The sequence below is a fragment of the Streptomyces sp. TRM68367 genome (genome assembly GCF_014495685.1).
In the GTDB taxonomy this organism is placed as follows: Bacteria; Actinomycetota; Actinomycetes; order Streptomycetales; family Streptomycetaceae; genus Streptomyces.
This window is the reverse complement of record NZ_JACTVI010000010.1, coordinates 1-23,406: the sequence shown is the minus strand read 5'-3', so window position 1 is coordinate 23,406 and position 23,406 is coordinate 1. Positions and strand designations below refer to the sequence as shown.

General features: G+C 69.4%; 13 protein-coding genes and 3 pseudogenes. 8 read left to right on the top strand and 8 right to left on the bottom strand.

Features of this window, described 5'->3' with window-relative positions; genetic code table 11:
* Positions 1 to 3: 3 nt before the first annotated feature.
* On the bottom strand, positions 4 to 1,848 hold the full coding sequence (locus H8R17_RS09985; RefSeq protein WP_187822791.1) for a CocE/NonD family hydrolase C-terminal non-catalytic domain-containing protein: 1,845 nt from the start codon (positions 1,846 to 1,848) through the stop codon (positions 4 to 6).
* A 513-nt stretch (positions 1,849 to 2,361) separates the two neighbouring features.
* Here H8R17_RS09985 and H8R17_RS09980 point away from each other — a divergent pair.
* The gene (locus H8R17_RS09980; RefSeq protein ID WP_187822790.1) at positions 2,362 to 3,039 is read left to right on the top strand and encodes a DUF429 domain-containing protein; all 678 of its coding nucleotides are present in this window, start codon (positions 2,362 to 2,364) and stop codon (positions 3,037 to 3,039) included.
* A gap of 233 nt (positions 3,040 to 3,272) precedes the next feature.
* Here H8R17_RS09980 and H8R17_RS09975 read toward each other — a convergent pair whose 3' ends face one another.
* Positions 3,273 to 3,824, bottom strand: a complete 552-nt coding sequence (locus tag H8R17_RS09975; protein ID WP_187822789.1) for a retropepsin-like aspartic protease — start codon at positions 3,822 to 3,824, stop codon at positions 3,273 to 3,275.
* A gap of 38 nt (positions 3,825 to 3,862) precedes the next feature.
* Here H8R17_RS09975 and H8R17_RS09970 point away from each other — a divergent pair, with 38 nt between their 5' ends.
* A complete protein-coding gene (locus H8R17_RS09970) occupies positions 3,863 to 4,168 on the top strand; it encodes a hypothetical protein (protein WP_187822885.1) in 306 nt (101 codons plus the stop codon).
* Between the two features lie 45 nt (positions 4,169 to 4,213).
* Positions 4,214 to 5,677: an MFS transporter gene (locus H8R17_RS09965; RefSeq protein WP_187822788.1), complete on the top strand. Its 1,464-nt coding sequence runs from the start codon at positions 4,214 to 4,216 to the stop codon at positions 5,675 to 5,677.
* 329 nt (positions 5,678 to 6,006) lie between these two features.
* On the opposite strand, the gene lgt is transcribed toward H8R17_RS09965, so the two are convergent.
* On the bottom strand, positions 6,007 to 6,888 hold the full coding sequence (gene lgt / locus H8R17_RS09960; protein WP_187822787.1) for a prolipoprotein diacylglyceryl transferase: 882 nt from the start codon (positions 6,886 to 6,888) through the stop codon (positions 6,007 to 6,009).
* A gap of 428 nt (positions 6,889 to 7,316) precedes the next feature.
* Positions 7,317 to 7,814, bottom strand: coding sequence for a DinB family protein (locus tag H8R17_RS09955; RefSeq protein WP_187822786.1), 498 nt, complete (start codon positions 7,812 to 7,814; stop codon positions 7,317 to 7,319).
* Positions 7,815 to 8,119: 305 nt separating this feature from the next.
* On the opposite strand from H8R17_RS09955, the gene H8R17_RS09950 reads away from it, so the two are divergent.
* Both H8R17_RS09950 and H8R17_RS09945 read left to right on the top strand, forming a co-directional pair.
* A complete protein-coding gene (locus H8R17_RS09950; RefSeq protein ID WP_187822785.1) occupies positions 8,120 to 9,544 on the top strand; it encodes an MFS transporter in 1,425 nt (474 codons plus the stop codon).
* Positions 9,545 to 9,664: 120 nt separating this feature from the next.
* Positions 9,665 to 9,892: pseudogene (locus H8R17_RS09945) on the top strand (transposase); the annotation flags it as partial.
* A gap of 564 nt (positions 9,893 to 10,456) precedes the next feature.
* Here the strand turns inward: H8R17_RS09945 and H8R17_RS09940 are convergent.
* On the bottom strand, positions 10,457 to 12,832 hold the full coding sequence (locus H8R17_RS09940; protein ID WP_262505152.1) for a transglycosylase domain-containing protein: 2,376 nt from the start codon (positions 12,830 to 12,832) through the stop codon (positions 10,457 to 10,459).
* 735 nt (positions 12,833 to 13,567) lie between these two features.
* On the opposite strand from H8R17_RS09940, the gene H8R17_RS09935 reads away from it, so the two are divergent.
* The 3 genes and pseudogenes from H8R17_RS09935 (at position 13,568) to H8R17_RS09925 (ending at position 17,633) form a co-directional block, all read left to right on the top strand.
* On the top strand, positions 13,568 to 14,938 hold the full coding sequence (locus H8R17_RS09935) for an MFS transporter (protein ID WP_223124853.1): 1,371 nt from the start codon (positions 13,568 to 13,570) through the stop codon (positions 14,936 to 14,938).
* Positions 14,939 to 15,336: 398 nt separating this feature from the next.
* Positions 15,337 to 15,633 (top strand): annotated as a pseudogene (locus H8R17_RS46550) (hypothetical protein); the annotation flags it as partial.
* Between the two features lie 323 nt (positions 15,634 to 15,956).
* Positions 15,957 to 17,633, top strand: a pseudogene (locus tag H8R17_RS09925) (SWIM zinc finger domain-containing protein).
* A gap of 157 nt (positions 17,634 to 17,790) precedes the next feature.
* Here H8R17_RS09925 and H8R17_RS09920 read toward each other — a convergent pair.
* The 3 genes from H8R17_RS09920 to H8R17_RS09910 form a co-directional block, all read right to left on the bottom strand.
* The gene (locus tag H8R17_RS09920; protein WP_187822782.1) at positions 17,791 to 21,375 is read right to left on the bottom strand and encodes a GH32 C-terminal domain-containing protein; all 3,585 of its coding nucleotides are present in this window, start codon (positions 21,373 to 21,375) and stop codon (positions 17,791 to 17,793) included.
* Positions 21,376 to 21,460: 85 nt separating this feature from the next.
* Positions 21,461 to 22,990, bottom strand: coding sequence for a glycoside hydrolase family 32 protein (locus H8R17_RS09915; protein ID WP_187822781.1), 1,530 nt, complete (start codon positions 22,988 to 22,990; stop codon positions 21,461 to 21,463).
* Positions 22,987 to 23,316, bottom strand: coding sequence for a hypothetical protein (locus tag H8R17_RS09910; RefSeq protein ID WP_262505151.1), 330 nt, complete (start codon positions 23,314 to 23,316; stop codon positions 22,987 to 22,989). The genes H8R17_RS09915 and H8R17_RS09910 overlap by 4 nt, the downstream gene beginning before the upstream one ends.
* Between the last annotated feature and the right edge of the window lie 90 nt (positions 23,317 to 23,406).

Genomic DNA, 23,406 nt, shown 5'->3' with positions numbered 1-23,406 from the left:
ACGTCAGGACGTGCGCACGGGAAGGGTCAGCTGCAGGCCGCTCAGTGAGAGGGACGACGCTTCGTTGTCGGGCCGCCACGTCGGGCTGTCACCCTGGCTCAGCTCCAGCTTCAGCTGGTGCCCGGACTGTACCTGCCATCCGGCCGGCCACATCTGGAACGCCACAGGCAGGGACTGTCCCGGGGTTCCGGTGATGCGGTAGACGGCGCGGGTGATGAGCGTCTGCGTGCCGTTCGCCGGGTCGACGTCGAAGAGTCGGGCCGCGAGCTCCGCGTTGGAGCCCTGGAGGGAGGCAGTGAGGTGGACGACGGGGGAACCGGCCAGGCTGCCATCCGACGGCGGGGTAAAGGTCCAGCTCGCCACGCCGGGATCGGACTGGACCGACATGCTGCGGCAGCCTGAGTTGACGATCGGATCGAGAGCCGCGGATTCCGGGCCTCCGGGGGTGGCGCTCGTCGTCGTGGCACTGGCCTTGCTCGTGAAGGACCATCGCCCATTGGCAAGTTGGCCGTAATAGTCGGCCGTCAGCGTGTCCGCGCTCTGGCCCGGCTCGCACGCGGTCGTGATCATCGTCGTCTTGGGGGCCGACGGCGCGGCCTTGGCGAGCACTTGGGTGAGCCAGGCGTTCGCTTGGTCGTTGGCAGCGGCCCACACGGCGTGCGGGTTGTTCGCGTAGGAGTGTCCGAGATCCCCGAAGAACGCCCACACAGGGTATCCCGGCCGTGCCGCACGCAGTCTGCTGATCATCTGTGTGGTCTGCACGCCGGGGAACAGCGGATCGGTGGTGCCTTGGACGCTGAAGACGGGCACCTGGGCGGAGGCAGAGGGCACCGGCGCGTAGTACGCCGACCGGTAGGTGCGCAGCTGCCGGAAGATCTCATCGACCGTCGGGTTGGCCTCGTACGGTTCGCCGGCGTTGATCGCCGCGTACCACCCCGGGATGTCAGCGGTGGTGTCCTGCGGGCCGGCGTATTGGGCGTGCTGCTGACCGAGCGCATACAGCCCGTCGAGGTAGGACTCCTTCGCGACTCCGACGGGGTTCTCGCGGGGCCCGTCCGGGGGCGCTCCTGACGTCCCGTCCGAGCCGCGACCGTTGTCGACCAGGGCCTGCCCGAGATCGGACCAGCCATACTGCGGTATGGCTGCGGCCAGTCGGATCGGTACGCCACGCGGCGACGTCCAGGGCACCAGCGTTCCGTCCGGCTGCATCACCTGGTCCTGGGACATGGCCAACAGCCAACTCTGCCCGCCTCCGTAGGAGTCCCCGGTGACGGCGACCTTGGTCGGGCTCGCGATCCCGGCGTCCACCAGCAGGCCGGTGAGGTACTGGGTGTCGTGCACCTCCCAGCGGCGGTCGGCCAGGTGCGTCCAGCTTGCCCGGTGGGAGCACGCCGGATCGGAGGCATACGTGTAGCCGGACGACGGGTCCTGACCGCAGGACCGGTAGAAGCCCCGGGCCGTGTAGTTCAGCACCGCGTAGCCTTGACTGGCGAACCACGCGTTGTTCCAGTGCCAGGTGTTCTGCCCGTTGCCCTCCGGGCCGGTGGACTCGAATGCGGTCTTCGAGCTGCCCCAGCCACCCAGCATGGCCATGAGGGGCAGGGGCCCGCTCGCACCGTCTGGGAGGGACACGTCGACGTCCAGCGGTGTGCCGTCGAAGCTCGGCACCCGGCCCGAGCACACTGTGTACGACCCACCGCCGGACGGCGTGACATGGGCCGTCGCGGTCAGTCCGAGAGGGCAGGGGGGCGCCGCGGCAGCGGAAGCGGGCGGGCCCGTGAGCGTCGCCGCGGCGACGGCCGTCATCGCGGCGCAGGAGATCAGCAACCGGTGCAGGCTTCGTTTCACGGCCGCTCCTCGTAAACGCATGGGGTGGGTGGGGCGGATGCTACGAGGGATCCAGGCGGCTGACCATCCCTCAAAGGTCAAAGCCTCAGCGGTGCCATGCACCGCAGGGCGGGTGTCTGCATGCCAGGTGACACGGTGATGGCCGGGCAGAGAGCCTGCCGCGAGGCATGGGGTTCTTCGTGCCGGCGACCACTCCTCCCGGAGCGCCACGCCCCAGGACGGCCTTGGAGAGCCGGCAAGCGGAACCGACCGCGGGCTGCAGGGCCTGCCGATCGCCTTCGCCCTGACCGGTGCCAGGGCCGGCGAACGCGAGACCCTGCTGGACCTGCTCGCCGCCGAACCGGGCCTGACCGCCGCCCGGCCTGGACAGCTGCTGATCGGCGACAAGAACAGAGGTCGCAGGTGCGAGTCCCCGGCAGGGCACAGGTAGACGGGAACGGTGGCGGGCGGCAGTTTCTGGGACCGTGGGTGCTGCTACGTTGCGGCTCGGCTTGTGCGCGAGGGGTGGGTGGGATGGACGTCCTTGGGGTCGACGCCTGTGGTAAGCAGGGGTGGGTCGGGATCAGACTCACGGACGGCGCGTACGCGGGCAGCCTGGTGGATCCCCGGCTCGAGAGGCTGATCGAGCGCGCCGCCGAGGTGGATGCGATCGCGGTGGACATGCCGTTGGGCCTGGTCGAGAAGGGCTGGCGCGCCGCAGATCTCGCGGCCAGGGCGTTGCTCGGGGTGCGGCGCAGCAGCGTTTTCCCCATAGCGCCAAAAATGGCGTGGCAGGAGCAGGACTACAGGGCGGCCGCCGGCCGATGCCAGGAGCTCACCGGTAGTCGGCTGAGCCAGCAGGCGTGGGCGCTGAGACCGAAGCTGCTTGAGGCGCGGGCGTGTTGGCTCGCCGATGAGCGGATCCATGAGGTGCACCCCGAGGTGTCCTTTTACGCCTTGGCCGACGGAGTGCCGCTGGCTTACGCCAAGAAGACCTGGCGCGGCCAGAACCTGCGCCGCTCCCTGCTGGCCGAGGCCGGCCTCGTGCTCCCGGACGAGCTTGGTGAGGCGGACCGCATTCCCGTGGACGACGTGCTCGACGCCGCTGTCGCGGCCTGGTCGGCGCACCGGATCGCGCTCGGGACAGCGAACCGGGTTCCTGAGGTGCCCGAGCCCGATGCAGAAGGGCGCCTCGTCGAGATTCGATACTGATCAATCCATCGAGTATCGAATGAGTTCGCGGGGTACTGAGGAGACCATGTGCCGAAGACGACGGCCAGGCCCACCCAGCCCCCACTCCAGGCGGCGGCTTTCCGTAAGCCGATGACACGTGCCCGCCGGTGTGCCAGCAGATCGACCGCCAAGGCCACCACAACGGCGACCGCGAAGATCATCCCCATATGGCTCGCCATGCCTGCTGGGGCAGCATCGGCAGGCCCCAGCCGTCACAGAGCGGGGATTTCGAGGACGCCGTCCTCATAGTCGACGGTGATCGATCTGTAGTCGCTGAGCACGTCCGAGCCGAGCAGTCCCTGAATGCCGCCGCCTCCCCTGGGAGGGCCGAGGTCGATGACCGTGACCTCACCCGGGTCGATGGGTACGTCACCGACCCTCCACTGGTCCACCCGGGCGACGGGAACCTGCCCGGTGCCCAGGATCCCGCTCACCGACCGGCGCTCGCCGGTGCGTTCGAGACCGACGCGGTCGGCGACGTCCTCGTCGACGACGCTGGTGGAGGCACCGGTGTCCAGGGCAAACATGAAGGGCCCCTCGCCTTCGATGCTCACCGGCACGAACGCCAGCGTCCGGTCGCCCTGCTCCACGACCCGGAGTGGCACCTCGCGCACGGCACCAGGAGAGGTCCGCTCCGCGTCTGCGTCCTCACGATCCTCGTACAGGACGCAGCCGGCGAGCAGCAACGCGGCCAGAGGCGCGGCTACGAGCCGGCTCGCCGGTCGGTGTCTCGTGGCGGGCGCTGGGGCGTCCCGCATGCTCATGTGGCCGGGGTGCCCACCCGGTCACCGCGCAAACGCCGGTGAACGCCGACCGGTACGGGAGGGTGGTCGCGCTCGCGCCCCGCAGCGTCAACGCGCTGGCCTCGGTGCCGTGGGTGACCCGCGTGGCCAAGGCGCTCGGCGGCATCGCGCCCGAGCGTGATGTGCCAGTCTTCGCCGAGCAGCGCTTCACCGACTGGTGTGCCGCGCTGAGCGGCGGCTGCCTGGCCACCTTCTGGCAGGAGTACCGGGCACCTCAGGCCCCCTGGCATCGCGCACACCCGCTGGCGGGGCCGGGGCTCGTCGACTTCCCTGGCGGAGCCCGCGACAGCACCATTCGCCCGTGATGGGACGGTAGCAGAATAGTTCGGTACCCGATGTAATGTGGGGTCATGGCCACGCAAACGTCCCCCAGCCGGTCCAGAAGCCGATGGCCCGCCGCCCTCATACGGGAGCGGGCCCGCCCGGACGGCATACGGTCGCGACCGAATGCCTGGTGGCTGGCGGTGGGCACGGTGTGCTTCGGAGCGTTCATGGGGCAGCTGGACGCCAGCATCGTGACGCTGACCTACGGCAGCCTGCGCACGGAGTTCCACACCTCGCTGGCGGCGGTGGAGTGGGTGTCGCTGGCCTATCTGCTGACTCTGGTGGCGCTGCTGGTGCCGGCCGGACGACTGTCGGACGCACACGGCCGCAAACTGCTGTACCTGTACGGGTTCGCCCTGTTCACGCTTGCGTCCGCCGCCTGCGGGCTGGCCCCGTCGCTCACGGCACTCGTGGCGTTCCGGGTCGTGCAGGCGGCCGGGGCGGCGCTGATGCAGGCCAACAGCGTGGCGCTGGTGACGACCAGCGCGCCGCGCGAGCGAATGCGTACCGCGCTCGGGGTACAGGCCGCCGCCCAGGCGCTGGGCCTGGCGCTGGGCCCGACGGTGGGCGGGGCGCTGGTGTCCACGCTGGGCTGGCGCTGGGTGTTCGGAGTCAACGTGCCGATCGGGCTGGCCGCGCTGGTGGCCGGGCACTATCTGCTGCCGCGCACCCGGACCCGCACGCGGGTGGCGGGCTTCGACTGGGCGGGGCTCACGCTGCTGGCCGTGGCGACCACGAGTGCGCTGCTGGCGGTGTCGGCGGCGTCCGGGCTTCCGGTGCCCGGGTGGGGCGTGGGTGTGCTGTTCGCCGTTGCGGCCTTGGCGGGCTGGGGTTTCGTGGTGCGCCAGGGGCGGGCGGACTCTCCGTTGGTCGAGCTGGCGCTGCTGCGGGTGCGGGCCGTCACGTTCGGCCTGGTGGGGGCGCTGAGCGGTTATCTGGTGCTGTTCGGTCCGCTGGTGCTGGTGCCGGTCGTGCTGACCGCACGGGGCTCGTCGGCGCTAGCCGCGGGGGCTGTGCTGACCGCGCTGCCGGCCGGGTTCGCGCTGGCGGCGACCGGCGGTGACCGGCTGCTGCCGCGCTCGATGACGGACCGGAACCGGTGCTTGCTCGGCGCCGCCGTGTTCACTGCCGCCGTGGCCGCACTCCTGGTGGTCCCGCTGACTCTCTCCTGGCTGGTGCCGGTCCTGGCACTGACCGGACTGGGGCTGGGCACCTTCACCCCGGCCAACAACGTCATGATCATGGGGGCGATCCCCGCAAGCTCCTCAGGAACCGGCGGCGGCCTGGTCAACATGGCCCGCGGGCTGGGCACCGCACTGGGCGTGGCGCTGGTGACCTTCGCCCTGCACGTCGGAGGCCGGGCGAGCGGGGGGCGGGAGGCCGCGCTCATCCTGCTGGCCGTCGCGCTGCTGGCCCTCGGCGCGGCCTGGGCCGGTCCGGCCGGGGCCCGATCGGGACCCGGGCAGAATGGGGGCCGTGATGAGGCGTGACCCCGCCCTGGCCGTCGTGCCCCGCTCGAGGCGCGACGTGTGGCTGACTGCCGTCGATCTGGTGGTCTCGCTGGGGGTACTGGCCGACGGACTGGCCAACCATCACCGCTGGCTGGGTGCGCTGGCAGGGGCCTGGCTGGTCCTCACTCTGCGGCAGGGGCTGCTGGCCGTGCGAGCCCGCGATGAGCAGCGCGGTGAAGGCCAGCTCCACCCATGGCCGGGGCCGCGTGAGCGGACGCAGGCGGGCGGGCGGCAGCGGGCCGATGCGCCATCCCGTGTACGGCCGCCGGCCGCGGCCCGCGACGTCTCCGCGTCCGGGAGGGCCGTCACTACTGCTTCCCGCAGGACGCCTGGGCCGGCTCCGGCACCGTTTCTTCGCCGTCGGCACCCGGGTAGGGGGCGTCGTCGTCCGGGTGCGGACGGCGGGTGGCGATCAGGTACACCAGCGCGCCGGTGAACAGGACCAGACTGACGTAGTCGTTCAGCCGCAGGCCCAGGAAGTGGTTGGCGTGGTCGATGCGCAGCGCCTCGATCCAGGCCCGCCCGGCGGTGTAGGCGAGCACGTAGCAGGCGAACAGGCGCCCGCGTCGAAGCCGCGTATGCCAGCGGCGGTCGAGGCAGAGCAGGAGCGCCATCACGCCGAGGTCCCAGAGTGACTCGTACAGGAACGTCGGGTGGTACAGGGCCACGTTCGGGCTGTCGGCGGGGCGGTGGGCCGGGTCGATGTACAGCGCCCACGGCAGGTCGGTGGGGCGGCCGTACAGCTCCTGGTTGAAGTAGTTGCCCCAGCGGCCGATCGCCTGGGCCAGCACCAGTCCGGGCGCGGCGGCGTCGGCGAAGTCGGCCAGGCGGATGCCGCGGCGGCGGCAGCCCAGCCAGGCGCCCACCGCACCCAAGGCCACGGCGCCGGGGATGCCCAGGCCGCCGTCCCAGATGTAGAGGGCCCGGATGGGCTGCTTCCCGGCGGTGAAGTACAGCTCCGGGTCGGTGATCACGTGGTAGAGGCGGCCGCCGAGGATACCGAACGGCACCGCCCAGACCGCGATGTCCGCGATGTCCTCCCGCCTGCCGCCCCGCGCCTCCCAGCGGCGTCCGGTCAGCCAGATGGCGGTGAAGATGCCTGCCAGGATGCACAGCGCGTAGGCGCGAATCGGCACCGGACCGAGGTGCCACACCCCCTGGGAGGGGCTGGGTAGGTACGCCAGGATCATGAGCTGGAACCGTTCTCCACGTGCAAGATCCGGCCGGCGGCCGGGGATGACCCGAACGACAATACATCGGACACCGAAGCATTTGTCGGGCGGGCGTCTGTGAGTGCCGGGCAGGTCCGCGTCGGCCGTCCCATTAGGCTTGCCCCATGCCCGCGCAGCCCCGGTAGGCGCGGAAGCGGGCCACGGCCAACTCGGGGTCGCCGGCCGGTGGGGCGGTGCCGGGCACCCTGGTGCAGGCCGGGCTGAGGCAAACGGGGCCGAACAGCTGGGGCCCAGTTCGGTGAAGGACGTCAAGGGCTGACGTCCGGGCTGACGTACTTCGGAGTGCGCGCGAAGACCTTGGTCACCCCAATGTGCTGCCTTTGCACTCACGCCGATCGGGAGCCGGCGCATTTGGCATCCCCAGCGAGATTGGTGGCTCCTGCGGCTCAGGCGTCTACCGTCCCGTCGACGCCCTCACACAGACAGTCCGCGTGCCCGTTGTGGCGGCCGTACTCCAGAAGTACGTGCATCATCACCATCCGCAGCGACACCTCCTCGCCCCATCTCGGCTGATACCCGGCCTGGTTCAGGGACTGAGCCTCCCGCTCGATACGACGCGAGTTCTCCACCTCGGCCTCCCAGGCCCCGAACGCCTCGTCTCTGGTCGACGCGCTCGCGTCGTACGCCGCCTGGAAGTCGATCTTGTCGGACCACACCATGGGTGCGTCGTTGTCCTCGAACGCCCGACGGAACCAGGCACGCTCCACCTCCGCCATGTGCCGCAACGACAGCGCGGATGGCGGCATCGACTGCTGCCGCAACTCCTCGTCGGTCAGCCCTTCGCACTTCATGGCGAGGGTCGCGCGGTGGTAGTCGAGGAAAGCCCACAACATGTCGCGTTCGCTTCCAAAGCTGGGCGGTCCTATGCGATTGTCGCCGGTCACTGGCCGTGCCCCTCAACCGCGCCTGCAATCAGGGCCAGTATCCACGCCGTCGGCTGTGCTCGTACGAGGGCTCTCGATGGCCGAGGCGCTCTTGGGCTTGAACCGCGCGCGTGTTGACCCAGGCCGCCGAGGAGATTCTCGATCGCCGGCAGCATCTCGCGAGCCCGTAGCCGGAGCGGAAGCAGTTGACGATGACTTATACATCTCTTAACGTCACATAGATATATCAGTCCTCAACAAAGGATGATCATGAATCCACGCCACAGTATGTCCTCGTTGCGCATCGGACGGAACGGAGCGGCAACGTGAGCGGGCCGACCGAAGAGCCTCGGCCTGTGGTCAACCCGGTAGCCATCGCGGACGCGCAGACCATCCGTCGCGCGACCACGGCTGCCACCCTGGGAAACGTCGCCGAATGGTACGACTTCGGCATCTACTCCTACCTCGCAGCCGTTGCCCTGCAGCACGTGTTCTTCCCCCACGCCGGAAACTGGGCGGCGGTGTTCACCCTGGGTACCTTCGCCGCCGCGTTCGTGGCTCGCCCGCTCGGCGGAGTCATCCTCGGACCGCTGGGTGACCGCATCGGCCGCACCAAGGTCCTCGCCGCCACGGTGCTGCTGATGGCGATCGCGACCGCGCTGCTCGGACTCGTGCCCAGCTACGGCACGATCGGCATCGCGGCCCCGTTGCTCGTGCTGTTCATCCGAATGCTGCAGGGCTTCTCTGCCGGCGGCGAGTACACCGGGGCACTGACCCTGGTCGCCGAATACGCCCCGGACCGGCGGCGCGGCTTCTTCGGCAGCTGGCTGGAATTCGGCACGCTCGTCGGATACACCCTCGGCGCGGGCATCAGCGCGCTCCTGGTCGCCACCCTGTCGGAGGACGACCTGCTGGCCTGGGGATGGCGGCTGCCCTTCATGCTCGGTCTCCCGATGGGCATCATCGGGATCTACCTCCGGATCCGCCTGGAAGAGACGCCCGCGTTCCGGCAGCTGATGGAGCGTTCGCCAGCGATGGCCACCATGGCCCTCCGCCGCGTATTCCAGATACTGGTGCGCCATTACCGCCCAGAGGTACTGATCGCGAGCGGACTGATTGTGGCCTGGAACGTCACCAACTACGTGCTGACGAACTACGTGCCGACCTATCTGACGGACACCCTGCCGGAACACGGCAAGAGCGGAACCGAGGACGCACTGTCGACCACCCTCCAGATGGCCGTCACGCTGGCAATGCTCTGCGCCATCGTGTTCGTCGGTAAGCTCAGTGACAGGATCGGCAGAAAGCCCATCCTGATCACCGGCAGCGTCTCGCTCATCGTCCTCGGCCTGCCCTCGGTGTGGCTGCTGCGAGCGGGGCTGACCGGCCAGGTCCTCGGCTTGTTGATCATGGGTTTTGCTCTGCTCTGCTTTGCAGCGGTGACCCCCTCAACACTGCCCGCACTCTTCCCGACCATGATCCGGTACGGCAGCCTCGCCATCATCTTCAACGTAATCGTGTCCGCCTTCGCGGGCACCGCGCCCACGATCATCGGAGTCGCGGTAACCACGACCGGCAACCTCGACTGGCCTGGCTACTACCTCATCGGGGCAGGTGTGATCGGGCTCGTGAGCGTCTTGTTCCTCAAGGAGTCAGCCGGACAGCGTCTGCCAGGGGCGGCACCGCTCGCCTCGAGCGAGGATCTGCCCGCCCTGAAGAGCTCGAAGGGCGGTGGGTCGTTGGAAGACTGATCGGCGCCTTGGTAAGCGCAGCACCAGCATCGCCCGCTTGCACGGGCTCAGCGAACTCCCGCACCGCCGGTGAGGGGTTCGGCTCCGCCGGACCTTCGGTGGTGGGGATGAGGTGGAGCCTACGGCGCGAAATGGCCGAAGGCCGTGAAGAAGATCACCGACGAGGCCGACGAGCTGCTGGCGTTCTACGACTTCCCTGCCGAGCACTGGATCCACCTGCGGACCACCAACCCCATCGAGTCGACCTTCTCCACGGTGAAACTCCGCACGAAGGTCACCCGCGGTGCGGGCAGCCCGGCCGCCGCACTGGCGATGGTGTTCAAGGTTGTCGAGTCCGCCCGGGCCCGCTGACGCGCTGTGACCACGATGGCGATGTCTCCGTCCTTGAGCCGAGCGGGGCTGGTGCCCAGTTGCGCGAGGAACGCCCGCAGTCCGGCGGGCGTGGTGGTGAACTGCACGTAGAGCTCGCTGGACGCCCAGGCGTTGGCCTCGAAGAACCGAACGCCGGTGGCTCCCTGGGGATGGGGACCCGGTAGCGGCGGCGTTGCGCGTGTGACGGCCAGGCGTGGACCAGGCCGGCCTCCTCGGCGTCGAGTTTCCGCATGGCCGCGGCGCTGTGGCTGAGCATGGCCGACATGACGAAATAGCCGACAGCCCCAACGGTGGTCATCGTTGCCATGGCCCGCCGGGCCCATCGGTACGGATGCCGGCCGTGGGCTGCGTTACGGGCCATGGGCCGAGCTCCCTTCGTTGCGCCTCGCGGGTTCGCCGCCCATTTACATCTGATGCAGAATTATTCTGTCACCGTAGCTTTCCGGCGGCGTTCTCGACTTCTGGAGGGACCGGAGCCGGAGCTTCGGTTGGCCCCCGCTCCGTACGTGGCATCGACAGGCTGCGGTAGGAGCCTCGCGGTCATCGGTGTGGTGATTGCGCGCCACCGCTCCCGTGCTTGCCGCCTCCTGGGCCGAAGAGGCCGCCTGACAAGCCGTTGGTGCTGGTCGGCGAGGGGGAGGGGGTGGGAGCGGTGGGGGAGGCGCACCCGCCAGGGATGTCGCTGCACGGCGTGATGGACGGGGACGGTGCGGGTGTGGTTGGTGAAGGCGGGCTCGAGGGCGACTCGGTGGGGGATGCCGAGGGGGTGGGGGACGGGGCGCCGTTCTCGTTGGCTCCCTGGCCGAGTGGCGGTGTCGGAGGGAAGGACTTCACGGGCCGGCCCTGGAGCGCGGCGGACATGTAGCCGAGCCACACCTGGGTGGGCATGTCCGCTCCGAAGACCTTGCTGTAGCCGCCGACTCCGGCCATGCCCTTCAGGCCCGAGTTGCCGGGACCCTCCTTGAACATGCTGACGGCCGTGGACAACTGCGGTGTGTAGCCGATGAACCAGGCCGACTTGTAGTCGTCCGTGGTGCCGGTCTTGCCGGCGGCGGGCCGTCCGAGGGCCAGGGCGTTGGTGCCGGTGCCGTGCTCGACCACGTCCTGCAGCACGTTGGTGACGGTGTCGGCGGTCGAGGCGGGCATGGCCCGGGTGCCGGACGGCGCGGTGAACCCCGACAGCTGTCGGCCGCCGTCGAGGACCTTGGTGACCGAGTAGGGCTCGTGGTGGACCCCGTCGTCGGCGAAGGTGCCGTAGGCGTCGGCCATGCGGATGGCCGACGGGGTCGAGGTGCCGATGTAGAAGCCGGCGGTGTCGTACTGGAGGCTGCTGCGCAGCAGGCCGGCCGCCAGTGCCTCGTTCTCGACGTTGTCGTACCCGACGTACTCGCCGAGTTGGACGTACGGGGTGTTGACCGACTGCTCCATGGCCTTGCGCAGGGTGATGTAACCCCACTTGGTGGAGACGTCGTTCTGCTGGTGGAGCAGCCCGGTGGGGTCGCTGCCGTCCGGGAGGTACTGTCCCTGCTGGTTCTTGATCTCGATGCCGTTGTCGCCGTCGAACCTGCTCTCCGGCGTGACCGGCGACGGAGGCTGCCCGGGGGAGAGGACCGCGCCGTGGTCCAGGGCGGCGGCGAGGACGAAGGGCTTGAAGGTGGAACCGACCGGCACGCCAGAGCTGTTGGCGTTGTCTGTGTAGTGGCCCTTGTTCCAGCCGTCACCGCCGTACAGGGCGACGATCGCCCCGGTGGCCGGGTCGACGGAGGCGGCACCGACCTGCACGTTCCGGTCCGCCGACCGGTGCTTCGGGTCCAGGTGCTGTTTGCGCATCCTGGCCACGGAGGCGCTCAGCTCGGCGACCTGGTGCTTGTCGAAGGTGGTGTAGATCTGGTAGCCGCCCTGGTTCAACTGCTGGTCGGTGATGGACGAGTGCTGCTCGACGTACTGCTGCGCGATCTGCACCAGATAGCCGACCTGCCCGCTCGTCGAGCCGGAGGCGGTCATCGGTTTCGGCACCGGGAAGCCCTCCCGCAGATACCGTTGTTCCTGCGTGGCGCTCAACTTGCCGATGGCGACCATCCGGCCCAGTACGTACTTCCAGCGGGCGGTGGCCTGGGGGCGGACATGCGGATCGTCGGCGTTCATCATCACGCTCGGCTCGTTCACCGTGGCCGCCAGGAACGCTCCCTGGCTGACGTTCAGCTTCTCCACGGGACGGTGGTAGTACGCCTGGGCGGCGGCCTCGATGCCGTAGGCCCCGCGGCCGTAGTAGTTGCTGTTCAGATAGCCCTGCAGAATCTGCTGCTTGCTGAGCTTCGCACCGATCTTCAAGGAGATCATGATCTCCTTGAACTTGCGTGACAGGGACTGGTCCTGGCTGAGGTAGGTGTTCTTCACGAACTGCTGCGTGATGGTCGACCCGGACTGCACCTGGCCGCCCTCCGCCATGTGGTACAGCGCCCGGAGAATGCCCTGCGGGTCGACGCCCGGGTCGGTGTAGAAGGAGGCGTTCTCCGCCGCGAGGAAGTCCCACTGCACATCGGACGGAACCTGCGACAGGCTCACGTTCTGCCGGTTCACCTGGCCCACGCTGGCCATCCGCGAGCCGTCCGACCAGTAGAACAGATTGTTCTGCAACTGTGTGCTCGGGTTGACGCTCGGAATGGACACCGACGCGTAGGCGAAGCCGACCGCGCCGACCGTGCCGCCGAACAGCAGCACGAAGACGGTCAACACCTGCTTCCAGGACGGCAGCCAGCGCCGCAGACCGCGTCTGCCCGTCCGCGGATAGTCGATCAGCCGCCGCTTCCCGGGAGCCCCGCGCCGGGAGGAAGCGGCCGGACGCGCACCCGGGCCGTGTCCCTCCGTCTTCCTGCGCGACGAGCGCCGGTTCGCCGTCTGGGTGGCCCTGCGCATCCCCGCTCGGATCATCCGGGGCTGTCCGCCCGCGGGCTCCGTCCCCTCCGGCACCGGATTCGGGCCGGAATGACCCCAGGAATTTTGCGAAGGAGGCCTGCTACGGTAATCGCTCATCCTTGCTGCCTTCAGTGAGATACGCATGCCGGAGTCGGTCCTCCGGCACTGTCGGTGCCTGCCCCGTGATGGTCCCGGCGGAAGTCCGGGAGTCTGGGCTGCCGCTCCATGGCCGACGCGGCAGTTGTAGGCGTTCGTTGCCGTAAGAGGCGTAGCAGCCCGGTTCGGTTGCCTCCCGTAGCCAGCCGATCGGCTCAGCCGACAGACCGCCCCGCCGTCCGTGCCTGCGCGCGCATGAGACGGCTCCGCCTTACCGGAAGTGTTGGACTGTCAGTCTCCCGCACAGCGGTAGCAGGTGAATGGCCCGCCGCTTTTGCTTCCGCGTCAGTTCAAGGGACCGGCGTCAAGCTGAGCCTAAGAGGATCAGACCAGGCAGAGACGACTATTTGGCGCCCTGTTGACTGCTCCATCGATTCGAAATGGCCTCCGACTGACCGACTCAATACTTCGGTGTGCGAAGCTTCAGTCTGCCCGGGTGTCGTCGACGGTTCCCAGGGCATGGCTGAGGGTGTTACTGAACCCAGGGACAGGAGCCGCCGCACCATGGCCGACAACCCACCCATAGCAATCACAACGGCTCTCGATGAGGCCCCGCTCAGCAGATTTCACGCTCGTGCCGTGGTCACCGCGGGAATGGGATTCTTCACCGATGCCTACGACTTGTTCATCGTAGGAACCGTCAGCACGCTGATTGCCGCGCAATGGCACCTCAGCGCGTCAAAGATGGGCCTCATCAATTCGGTCTCGCTGGTCGGCGCATTCCTGGGCGCGTTCGTCTTCGGACGCATCGCCGACATCGCCGGCCGCAAGCGCGTGTACGGTCTCGAGGCACTGCTCATGGTCGTCGGCGCCTTGGCCTCGGCCTTCGCTCCGAGCCTCGCCTGGCTGGTCGTCTTCCGGTTCGTCCTCGGTATCGGAGTGGGAGGGGACTACCCCGTCTCCGCCGTGCTGATGAGCGAGTACGCCAACCGACGCGATCGCGGCAGGCTCGTGGGCATGGTGTTCTCCATGCAGGCGCTCGGCACGGTGGCCGGTTACGTCGCGGGCCTCGCGCTGTTGTCCACCGGCATGAGCCACGGCCTGGTCTGGCGGCTCCTGCTCGGGCTGGGCGCCGTACCCGCGGCGGGTGTGATCTACCTACGCCGGCGGATGCCGGAATCCCCGAGGTACACCGAGCGGGTCAGGGGAGACAGCGCCAAGGCTGCCTCCAACCTCGCGGCCTACACCGACGGCGTGGTCTCCGCTACGGGCGGCCCTCTTCCGACCTCCCAACGCAAACCGATCGGCCTGCGCACGCTCCTGACGCACCCGCGCTACCTGCGTATGCTCGCCGGCACAGCGGGCACCTGGTTCGTTTTCGACTACGCCTACTACGGCAACTCCGTCTCCGCACCGCTGATCGTGAAAAGCGTGCTGGGAAGCGGCGATCACCCCGCCACCCAGGCGATTGCGTTGAACCTGATTGTCTTCTCCGTCGCCGCAGTGCCTGGCTACTACCTCGCCACGGCATTCATGGACCGGATCGGGCATCGCAGGCTGCAAATCATCGGATTCTCCTGCATGGGGCTGGCCTTTCTTGCGATCGGAGTCATCCCCGGCATCACGGGAATGGTCGTCCCCTTCCTGATGCTGTTCGGCATGAGTTACTTCTTCGCCGAGTTCGGCCCGAACACCACCACGTTCGTGTTGTCCGCTGAGTGCTTCCCGACCAGCGTGCGCAGCACGGCCCACGGCATCTCCTCCGGCGTCGCCAAGATAGGTGCCTTTATCGGTGTGTTCCTCTTCCCCGTCATCCAGAAGGAGTTGGGCACGGCTGGAGCCCTGGAGTTGTCGGCCGGCTTCTCGCTGCTCGGTGTTCTGATGACCTTGCTGATCCCGGAGACCGCCCAGCGCAGTTTGGACGAGGTCTCCCAGGAAGAGCGGGTCGTGGCCGAGGCAGAGCGCATCGTCGCCGAAAGCGTCACCCGCCGCAGCGCCGACCCCACGTAGACAAGTGCGGCTTCGCTCGGTGGCAGGGTCCCCGCACGGTTGTCGCTGCCGTCTGTGGACAGCACGCTGACGACGGCTGTGCCCACACGGGTGGCAATCAGCGTCGTGCCACTCTCCCAGGCGCTGTCGGTGCGTGATGGTGTAGGCGTCGTCCCCGAGCCCCGCCGTGGACGTCCCGGTGACCGTCACCTTGGAGTCTTGGGTGAACCCTGTGGTGATCAAGGAGCGGAGTTTCCCGATCACGGGGGAGCGGTCGGTTACGTTGCGTTCCGCTTCCGGCGCCGTGCGCATATCGCCGTGCGCCGTTTCAGGGGGCTCGGAACGCGTTTCATCCCGCGGTCGTACGTCGCTCGGCGCCGTATGCCGTCACGTATGAACGCATGGACTCTGGGGTGGGGATGGCCGGGTATCGGCAGTCGAAGAGGCCCAGATACCTCACGTGGACGGTGGCCGGTGCCGCTGTCGTCGCAGAGGCGGGTATCGCCGCGCAGAGCTCCATGGCCGCCACGAACTGGCCTGCCCAGAAGACGTAAAACCTCACCGCACCCTGGGTGAAGTCGGTCAGCCATATCAGCTGGAAGGTCATCCGGATCTACGTCGCCGCCCAGCCGCCCAGCCGCCCTGCGGTGGAGCCGTACGCCGTCACCAACACGGCGGGCAACGACGCCGTCCTGACCTACGTGCGCGCCTTCGACATCAGTAGTCCTCCACAGGGGCGGCGACGCTGCCGTGGGCGCAGTGTCGCGGCCCGGGTGTGCACCCACCCGTGGGACGGCGTGCCCCCAACCGTGCGCTTTGCCGCGACCGGCTCAGGACGTCCAGTCGACGGACTCCTCGATGACGTTCTTGAGGGGATGACGTTCTTGAGGGCCATGGAGGCTGCTCAGCGGGCGGGCGGTCAGATCTCGGACATGATCGGGCGAGTTGGGGGTCAAACTCACGGAAGTCGTCGGCTTGCAACCCTCCCCTAGGCTGGCGGAGCATCGACTGCACAATCACGGCAGGGTGGAAAAGAATCATGCGCGGCCTCACTGAGGCGGGTCTCAAGACGCTGGCCGGTGCCCGTTCCTTCGAACGCGCCCTCGGATATCTCGACGCGGTGTCCGGGGTCGAGGTGGGTGACGGCTGGGTGACCGCGAGTGTCCATGGGACGGAGCGGTACGAGGTGGAGCTGACCCTGGACGGACCCGGCGGGCTGTCCGGCGTATGCGGCTGCCCGTATGGTCTGGAGGGCAACTTCTGCAAGCACCTGGTCGCCCTCGGCCTGAGCGTGCTGGCCCAGCGGGAGAGCCTGCCGCGGCAGAAGAAGGCGGCCCGGGAGCGCGCGCAGGACCTCGACGGGTGGCTGTCCGCCCTGTCCAAGGACGAGTTGCTCGCCCTGCTGCGGGAACAGGTCGACGAGGACCGGCAGTTGGGGCGGCGCCTGGAGCTGCGGGCCGCGAGCGCTCGCGGGGACCTCACCGCGGTCCGGTCCCGTATCCGCGATCTGCTCGACATCGGCCCCTTCGCGCAGTACGGCTACGTCGAGTACGCCGATGCCCGCGCCTACGCCGACCAGGCCGGGCAGGCGGTGTCCGCGATCGGCGCGCTGACCGGCACGGGCCGGGCCGCCGACGCGATCACCCTGGCGCGGGAGGCGATGCGGCTGCTGGCCGAGGCGGCGGAGAGCGTCGACGACTCCGACGGCTGGCTCGGGCAGATCGGCGCCGACCTCGCCGACGCCCACCTCGACGCGTGCCGCGCGGCGCGCCCCCACCCCGAGGAACTCGCGCGCTGGCTGGTCGGCCATGTGCTCGACGACGTCGACGACGGCCTGACCGACATCGATCCGCTCGATTACGAGGATGTCCTCGGCGAGGAGGGAATGGCCGTCCTGCGGACGCTGGCCGTCGAGGCGTGGCAGGGCAATCGTCGCGGCTGGGCGGAGAAGTACCTGATGGAGCGTCTGGCCAAGGCGGGAGGCGATGTCGACGCGGTGATCGCCGTGCACGCTGCCGACCTCTCACCGAACGGCCACACGCACCTGGTCATCGCCCGCGAGCTGGATGCCGCCCGGCGCCCCGACGAGGCTCTGGACTGGGCAGAACGCGGTATCCGGGACGCCCGGGAACTCTCCGCCGTAGACACCGCCCTCGTCGACTATCTCTGCGACCGCTACGCCCAGGCGGGCCGGCTCGCCGACGCTGTCACCATGCGCCGCGACCACTTCGGCGCCCGCCGCTCGCTGCTCGCGTACCAGCAGCTGGGCGCCGCCGCGCGGGCCGCGGACTGCTGACCGGCCGAGCGTGAGGGGGCCCTTGCCCTGCTGCGTGCCGACGCGGAGCGGCGGCAACACGGCTGGTACGGCGACCCCGTACTGGTCGACGCACTGCTCGACGACAAGGACGTCGACGCAGCCTGGCAGGCCGCTTCCCAAACTCGTGCCCATGACCGGCAGTGGCTCACGCTTGCCAACCAGGCGCGGGCCACCCGCCCCGCCGACGCGCTCGGCGTCTACCTGCGCCTGGCCGAGCCGCTGACCAAGCAGACGGGCAACGCGGTCTACGAGCAGCTCGTCGGCCTGTTGCTGAGCATCCGCGACTGCCACCGTCGTCTGGGCACCGAGGACGAGTTCGCTGCGTACGTCACCGCCCTGCGCGCCGCCCAGAAACGCAAGCGGAACCTGATGCGCCTGATGGACGAACACGGTCTGTGAGCCAGACGGTGTCTCGCGTCCCTCCCGCCAGATCGGCCACCGTCGTATAACGAAACCCTGTGGTCCCAGATGCGAGGTCCTCACCTGGCAGTACATGCACCACTGCTCTGTGGAACGCAACAAGGAACGAGCGTGCCGTGTTCAGCCTGACCGGAGGTCACAGCTCCTTCGCGTAGGTGTCCTGGTACGCCGCCCTCCCTCCGAACACATTCAGGCCGATGTGGCCATCGGCGTACGTCGTGTCCGTCACGTCGATGATCCGCTTGCCGTTGAGGAACACCTTTATGCGGTCGCCCTCGGTGAGGACGCGGACGGGGTATGTCGTGCCGCGGCGGACCAGGGCCGGGACGCGGGCGAGGGCGGCGCCGTCGTCGAAGTAGCCGTTGGCCTTGGCGACCAGGCGGATCACCCGTAGGTCGGGGTCGATGTTGAGGCAGTAGGCGTTGGTGCCGTCGGAGGAGGCGCGCCAGAGGAGAGAGAGCGCGCCACCGGTGTCCGGGTCGGGGCCGCCGAGCCTTACCAGGGTGTTGAAGTCCAGGTCCGTCGCCGTGCGCGCCGAGATGGCGTTGGAGTCCTTGTCGAAAGTTCCGGCGCGCCCCGCGCTGTCCGTGGACCAGTGACCGGCGGGAGTGACCGTCAACTTGCCGAGGTCCGAGCGGAATTCGCCGCCAGTCGGGCCAGCCACCAGTGGCTTCACCCGGTCCACCAGTCGGTAGACGCTGTCCAGCCGGTGCACCTCGAGCGACTCGATGTGTGCGGTGCCGCCCTTGACGTAGAGGGCCATGCCGTCGGCGGCCGGGGAGGGGAAGATCAGGCTTGTCACGGCAGCCCGGCCGTCCGCTCCGAATGCCTCGATCGACGACGAGTCCATGTACAGGCGCATGATCACGCGGCCGTCCGTCGCCTTCATCGGTGCGGTCGTGCGGCCCGCGAAGTACTGCGTGAAGTCGCTCACGCCAGATGCCGACCGGTCCACGAACAGCTGGTTCGCCTCGGCGTCGTATCCGACGGTCGTGTGCTGGTCGTCGTCTGCCCGGAGCCGGAAGCCGATCTCCGTGGCGGTGCCGAGGGTGATCTCGGCCTCGATTTCGTAGGCGATGCCTGTGACGCCCGCGAGCGGGTTCGCGGAGGCGGGGCCTACGGAGAGGTCCTTGCGGGTCGTGGTGGACGTACGCAGAGGGATCAGTTCCTGGACCGGGGTCTGCACCAGGCGTACGCCGTCGGCGGTGTCCGTGAGGGTCAGGTCGCGGGGGATGCTCAGCTGGCCGTTCCAGGCGCCGGTGGGGGCGCTGAAGGGGTAGTCCCAGTTGCTCATCCAGCCGAGCCAGACGCGGCGGCCGTCGGGCAGGCCGGAGAAGGACATGGCGGCGTAGTAGTCGCGTCCGGAGTCGGCGCGCAGGACCGTGCCTGCGGTTTGGTCGGGGGTGAAGTCGGTGCCGTTCCAGTCGCCGGTGAAGTACTGGGCGGCCGAGCCGTTCGTGGCGCGTACGGCGCCGGTGCTCAGGGTGAGGACCCACTTCACCTTGTCCTTGTCGCCGTCGACCGGCAGGGGGAAGAAGTCAGGGCATTCCCAGACGCCGGGCGTGGCCCAGTCGCCGTAGCCGAAGGAGCTGACGTGGGTCCAGGTGAGGAGGTCGGTGGAGGTGAAGAAGCGGATGTGGTCGCCGCCGGAAACGACCATCAGCCACTGGTCGTGCTTTTCGTCGCGGATGACCTTCGGGTCGCGGAAGGTCCAGCCGGCGTCGGGGCCGCCGGGGTTTTCCACAGCCGGGGGCGAGCCGCCGTGCCAGTGCCAGGAGCGGCCCTTGTCCTTGCTGTACGCGATGCGCACACTGGCGTTCCCGCCCGGCTTGTCCGGGTGGTAGCTGGTGTAGTACGCGATCAGGCCGGATCTGCCGTCGAAGAGGCCGGAGGTGTCTTCCTCGTCGACGATCGCCGAGCCCGACCAGCAGTTGCCGTACTCGTTCCATGGCAGGGCGATCGGCAGGGCCTGCCAGTGGATCAGGTCCGTGCTCACCGCGTGCGCCCAGCGGCCCTCGTCCTGGTGGAAGAGGTGGTATTCGCCGTCGTAGTACACCAGGCCGTTCGGGTCGCTGGTGCGGCCGGTGAGTTGGGAGTAGTGGTACGTGGGGCGGTACGGCTCGGTGAAGTAGTCGGCCGTGCTCCTGGCCTGGACGTTCTGGAAGTACGACGTCCCGTGCGCGGCCGCGGTGCCGACCGCCCCGCCCGTGGTGCGGGACACGCGGGTCTGGAGAGCCCGCACGCCGTCCACGTACACCTCGATGGTCCTGCCGGTGGCGCGGACTTCCACCCGGTAGGTGCGGCCCGCGTTGAGGCGCCGGACCGGTGCGGTGGCTGTGGCGAGGTGGGCGCCGGAGGTCCGGTCGATCAGGCTGACGGTGCTGCGGGTGGTGTCGAGGCGTGCCTCGTAGCCTCCGGAGCCGTTCGCGGACGCCCGCAGGACGAGGCCGGCCAAGGCCGACGGCCCGGCCGGCGTGATGTCGGCCCTGACCACCGCATCGCCGTACGCGAAGGGGGCCGTGCGCAGGCCACCGTCGCCTCGGATGCCGCGCAGGTCCGGGGTCCAGGTGCCGGACCTGGTCGTCCAGCCCTGGACGTCGGTGACGAGGTCGGCGGCGGCGAGGTTGTCGAAGGAGGCCGCGCCGTCGGTCACCAGGACGCCGAGCCGGCCGGAAGCGTGTGCGGAGTCCCGGGCGGTGATGGCGGGGGCGTAGCCGTCGGGCGAGAGGAAGTTCGTCTGCCAGTGCACCCGCAGGTCGTTGCCCTCGGCCTCGATCCGCAGCCGGTAGACGGCCCCCGCCCTGATGGTGGTGTTGTAGGTGCCGAGGGTGACGTTCCCGTCGATGCGCAGCAGCCTGAGCCGGCCCTGTCCGGGGTCGACCTGGACGCCGTAGCCGCGGGTGCCGGTGGCGTTTGCGCGCACCAGCAGGGTGGCCACGGCGGACGCGTCGTGGAGCATGAGGTCGGCCTGGAGCGTGGTGTCGTACGCCTGGGTGGCGGCGATGGCGCGGGCGGTACCGCCGTCGGATGCTTCGGCGCGCCAGCCGAGGGGGGTCGCGGTCCATGTGCCGCCGCCGGTGGCCCAGCCGGTGAGATTGGTGGTGACTTCGGACAGGGCGGGCGGGCCGAAGACGACGGTGCCGCCCTGGGCGAGCAGGCCCACGGCGCCGGAGTCGTAGCGGTGGTCCTCGACACGGATGCATTTCTTGCCGTCGACGCTGACGGTCAATTCGGGCCCGTCCACGGTGACTTCGAGGTCGTACGATCCTCCGCTCCGCGCTCCTGCCAGCCGGGCGGTGGCGATGGTGTGGCCGTCAGCGAGGTCGAGGAGCCGTACGCGTTCGTGGGCCGGGTCCACGGCTGCCGCGTATCCGGCGGAGCCGTCGTCTGCGGCGCGGAACACCAGGGCGCCCACTGCGGGTTGGGACGCGTGGGTCACCTGGGCGGCGTAGGCCGCCTTGGTGGCGAGCTGCTGTTCGGACAGGGCGAGGGCACGCTCGCGTGTGGTGCCGGTGGTCTTCCAGCCGCCGTCGGCGGTGCGGTTCCACTGGCCGATGACGGGGAGGGGGTCGGGGACGAGAGCCTGTGCGGAGGCGCCCTCGAGAAGGGCAGATCCTCCCGCGCCGGTGCGTGGGGCGGCCTGCGCTGAGGGGACACCACCGGCGAGGGGCAGCAAGGTGATTCCTCCGGCGAGCAGGAGGGTACGGCGGGACACGCTCATGGCGGCTCCTGAGGGAGAACGGGGGAGGGTGGGCCACGGCCCGGGGGGACGTCCACCCCGCGGGCCGTGGTCGTGTGTAAGACGGTCACGGCCACAGCGGTCGGGGTCCGCCGGTGAAGGCCGACGCCATCTGCCAGGCGTCGAACCGCTCCAGGGTCACGTCGCCGTCGGCACCGATACCGACGCCGACGGCCTCGTCCGGGCGTGTGGGGTAGATGCGGGCGGTCAGGGCACGCCCGTTGGCGAAGATCTCCAGTGCGGAGTGGTCGACGAGGGCACGCAGGTCGACCCGCCCGTCGGGGCCCAACGGCAGCTCTCCGTACCGGCGTTCGGTGTCGACCGTCCGGTCGACACTGCTGGTCTCGCGGCGCAGGCGGAGCGTGCCCGCTCCGTTGTGCGACCGGCTCACCTCCACGACCGTGCGTTCCGCGCCGTCCGGTGTCTCGCGGACCACGAGCCGGGCGGTCGCTCCGGGGGCGATGCGCAGGGTCGTCTCGATGTCCAGCTGGTCTCCGCGCACGGCGGGCAGCCGGGTGTACGGGTCGGCCAGCCGGCCCGGAGCCACCTCTACGCGCTCCCGCCGCAGCTCGGTCAGCTCCGGCACCGGGGCCTGGTGCAGGCAGCCGTCCGCGCCGAGCGTGACGACCCTCGGCAGGGACATCACGCCGCACCAGCCGACCTGCGCGTTCGCCTCGTCCGTCCGGCCCTCCTGGAGCCAGCCGAACATGATGCGGCGGCCGTGCTCGTCGCGAGTGGACTGGGGTGCGTAGAAGTAGCGGCCGCCGTAGTCGAGGCGGTGGAGGGCGGTCGGGGTAAAGGTGTCGCCCTGGTAGCGGCCGGTCCAGTACAGGGGGTGGTGGGTGGTGCCCTCGTCCCAGGCGGAGAAGACGAGGACGTCGGTGCCGTCCGTCTCTTCGCTCCGGCCGAGCCGGAAGAGGTCGACGCACTCCCACATCGTGCCGGTCCATTCCAGCTCGCCCCGGTTCTGTGAAACGTCACCGGTCAGCAGCGGGCCGACGTAGCGCCAGCTGCGCAGGTCGTCCGACTCATACAGGAAGGCCGTTCCGCCGACGCCCCGGATTCCCGAGCCCACCAGCTGGCGCCACACCTCGCCCTCCCGCCAGACGCAGTGGTCGCGGAAGGCCGTGATGTCGATGTCCTCCGGCGGGGCGGCAATGACCGGGTTGGTCGGGTCCTTGGTCCAGTACCTCAGATCCGCCGATCCCCTGGCCACGCAGGGGAGTTCATGCTCGCCATGCCTGCCCGAGTAGACGAGCGTGGGCACTCCCCCGTCGTCCACCAGGACACCGGACCAGCAGCCGTCGCGGTCCGGGCCGTCCGAGCCTGGCACCAGGGCGACTGGCTCATCGGCCCAGTGCACGAGGTCGGTACTGGTGGCGTGGCCCCAGTGGATGCGGTGGTGGGCGGCGGCGAGCGGGTTGTACTGGTAGAAGAGGTGGTAGACGCCGTTCCAGTGACTCAGGCCGTTGGGGTCGTTGAGCCAGCCGCCGGGCGAGGTGAAGTGGAAGCGGGGGCGGTGGGGGTCGCGCAGGGCGCGTTCGGCCAGCCCCTCGGCCATGGGGGTGCCGGAGGGGAGGGTGAGGTCGTGGGTCATGCGGCGGTGGTCTCCGCTTTCTCGGTGTCGCCGGTGGCCTTGCCGTCCGGCCGGTCGGTGGCCTTGAGGACGCGGCGGGCGATGTCGGAGGCGGGTGCGCGCAGGTGGCAGCGCACCCAGTGGGGCTGTCCGTCGTTCTCGCCGACGATGTGGCGGATGGGCTCGGTGCGGCTGCACGTGCCGTCGTCGCCGTAGGGGCAGGACGTGGGGTTGAGGATCTCCTCGCGGAGCCTGGCGCGCTCGACGGGGTCGTAGCTGCCGGCCCGTTCGGGGTCGGGTACGGCGGACAGCAGCAGGCGGGTGTAGGGGTGGGCGGGGGCGTCCATGACGGCTAGTCCCGTACTTCGCGGGTCGTTGATTCGTATGGTGTGACCGGCCCGGGGGTGTCTCGGGCCGGGGGTGTGGCGTTGGGCCGG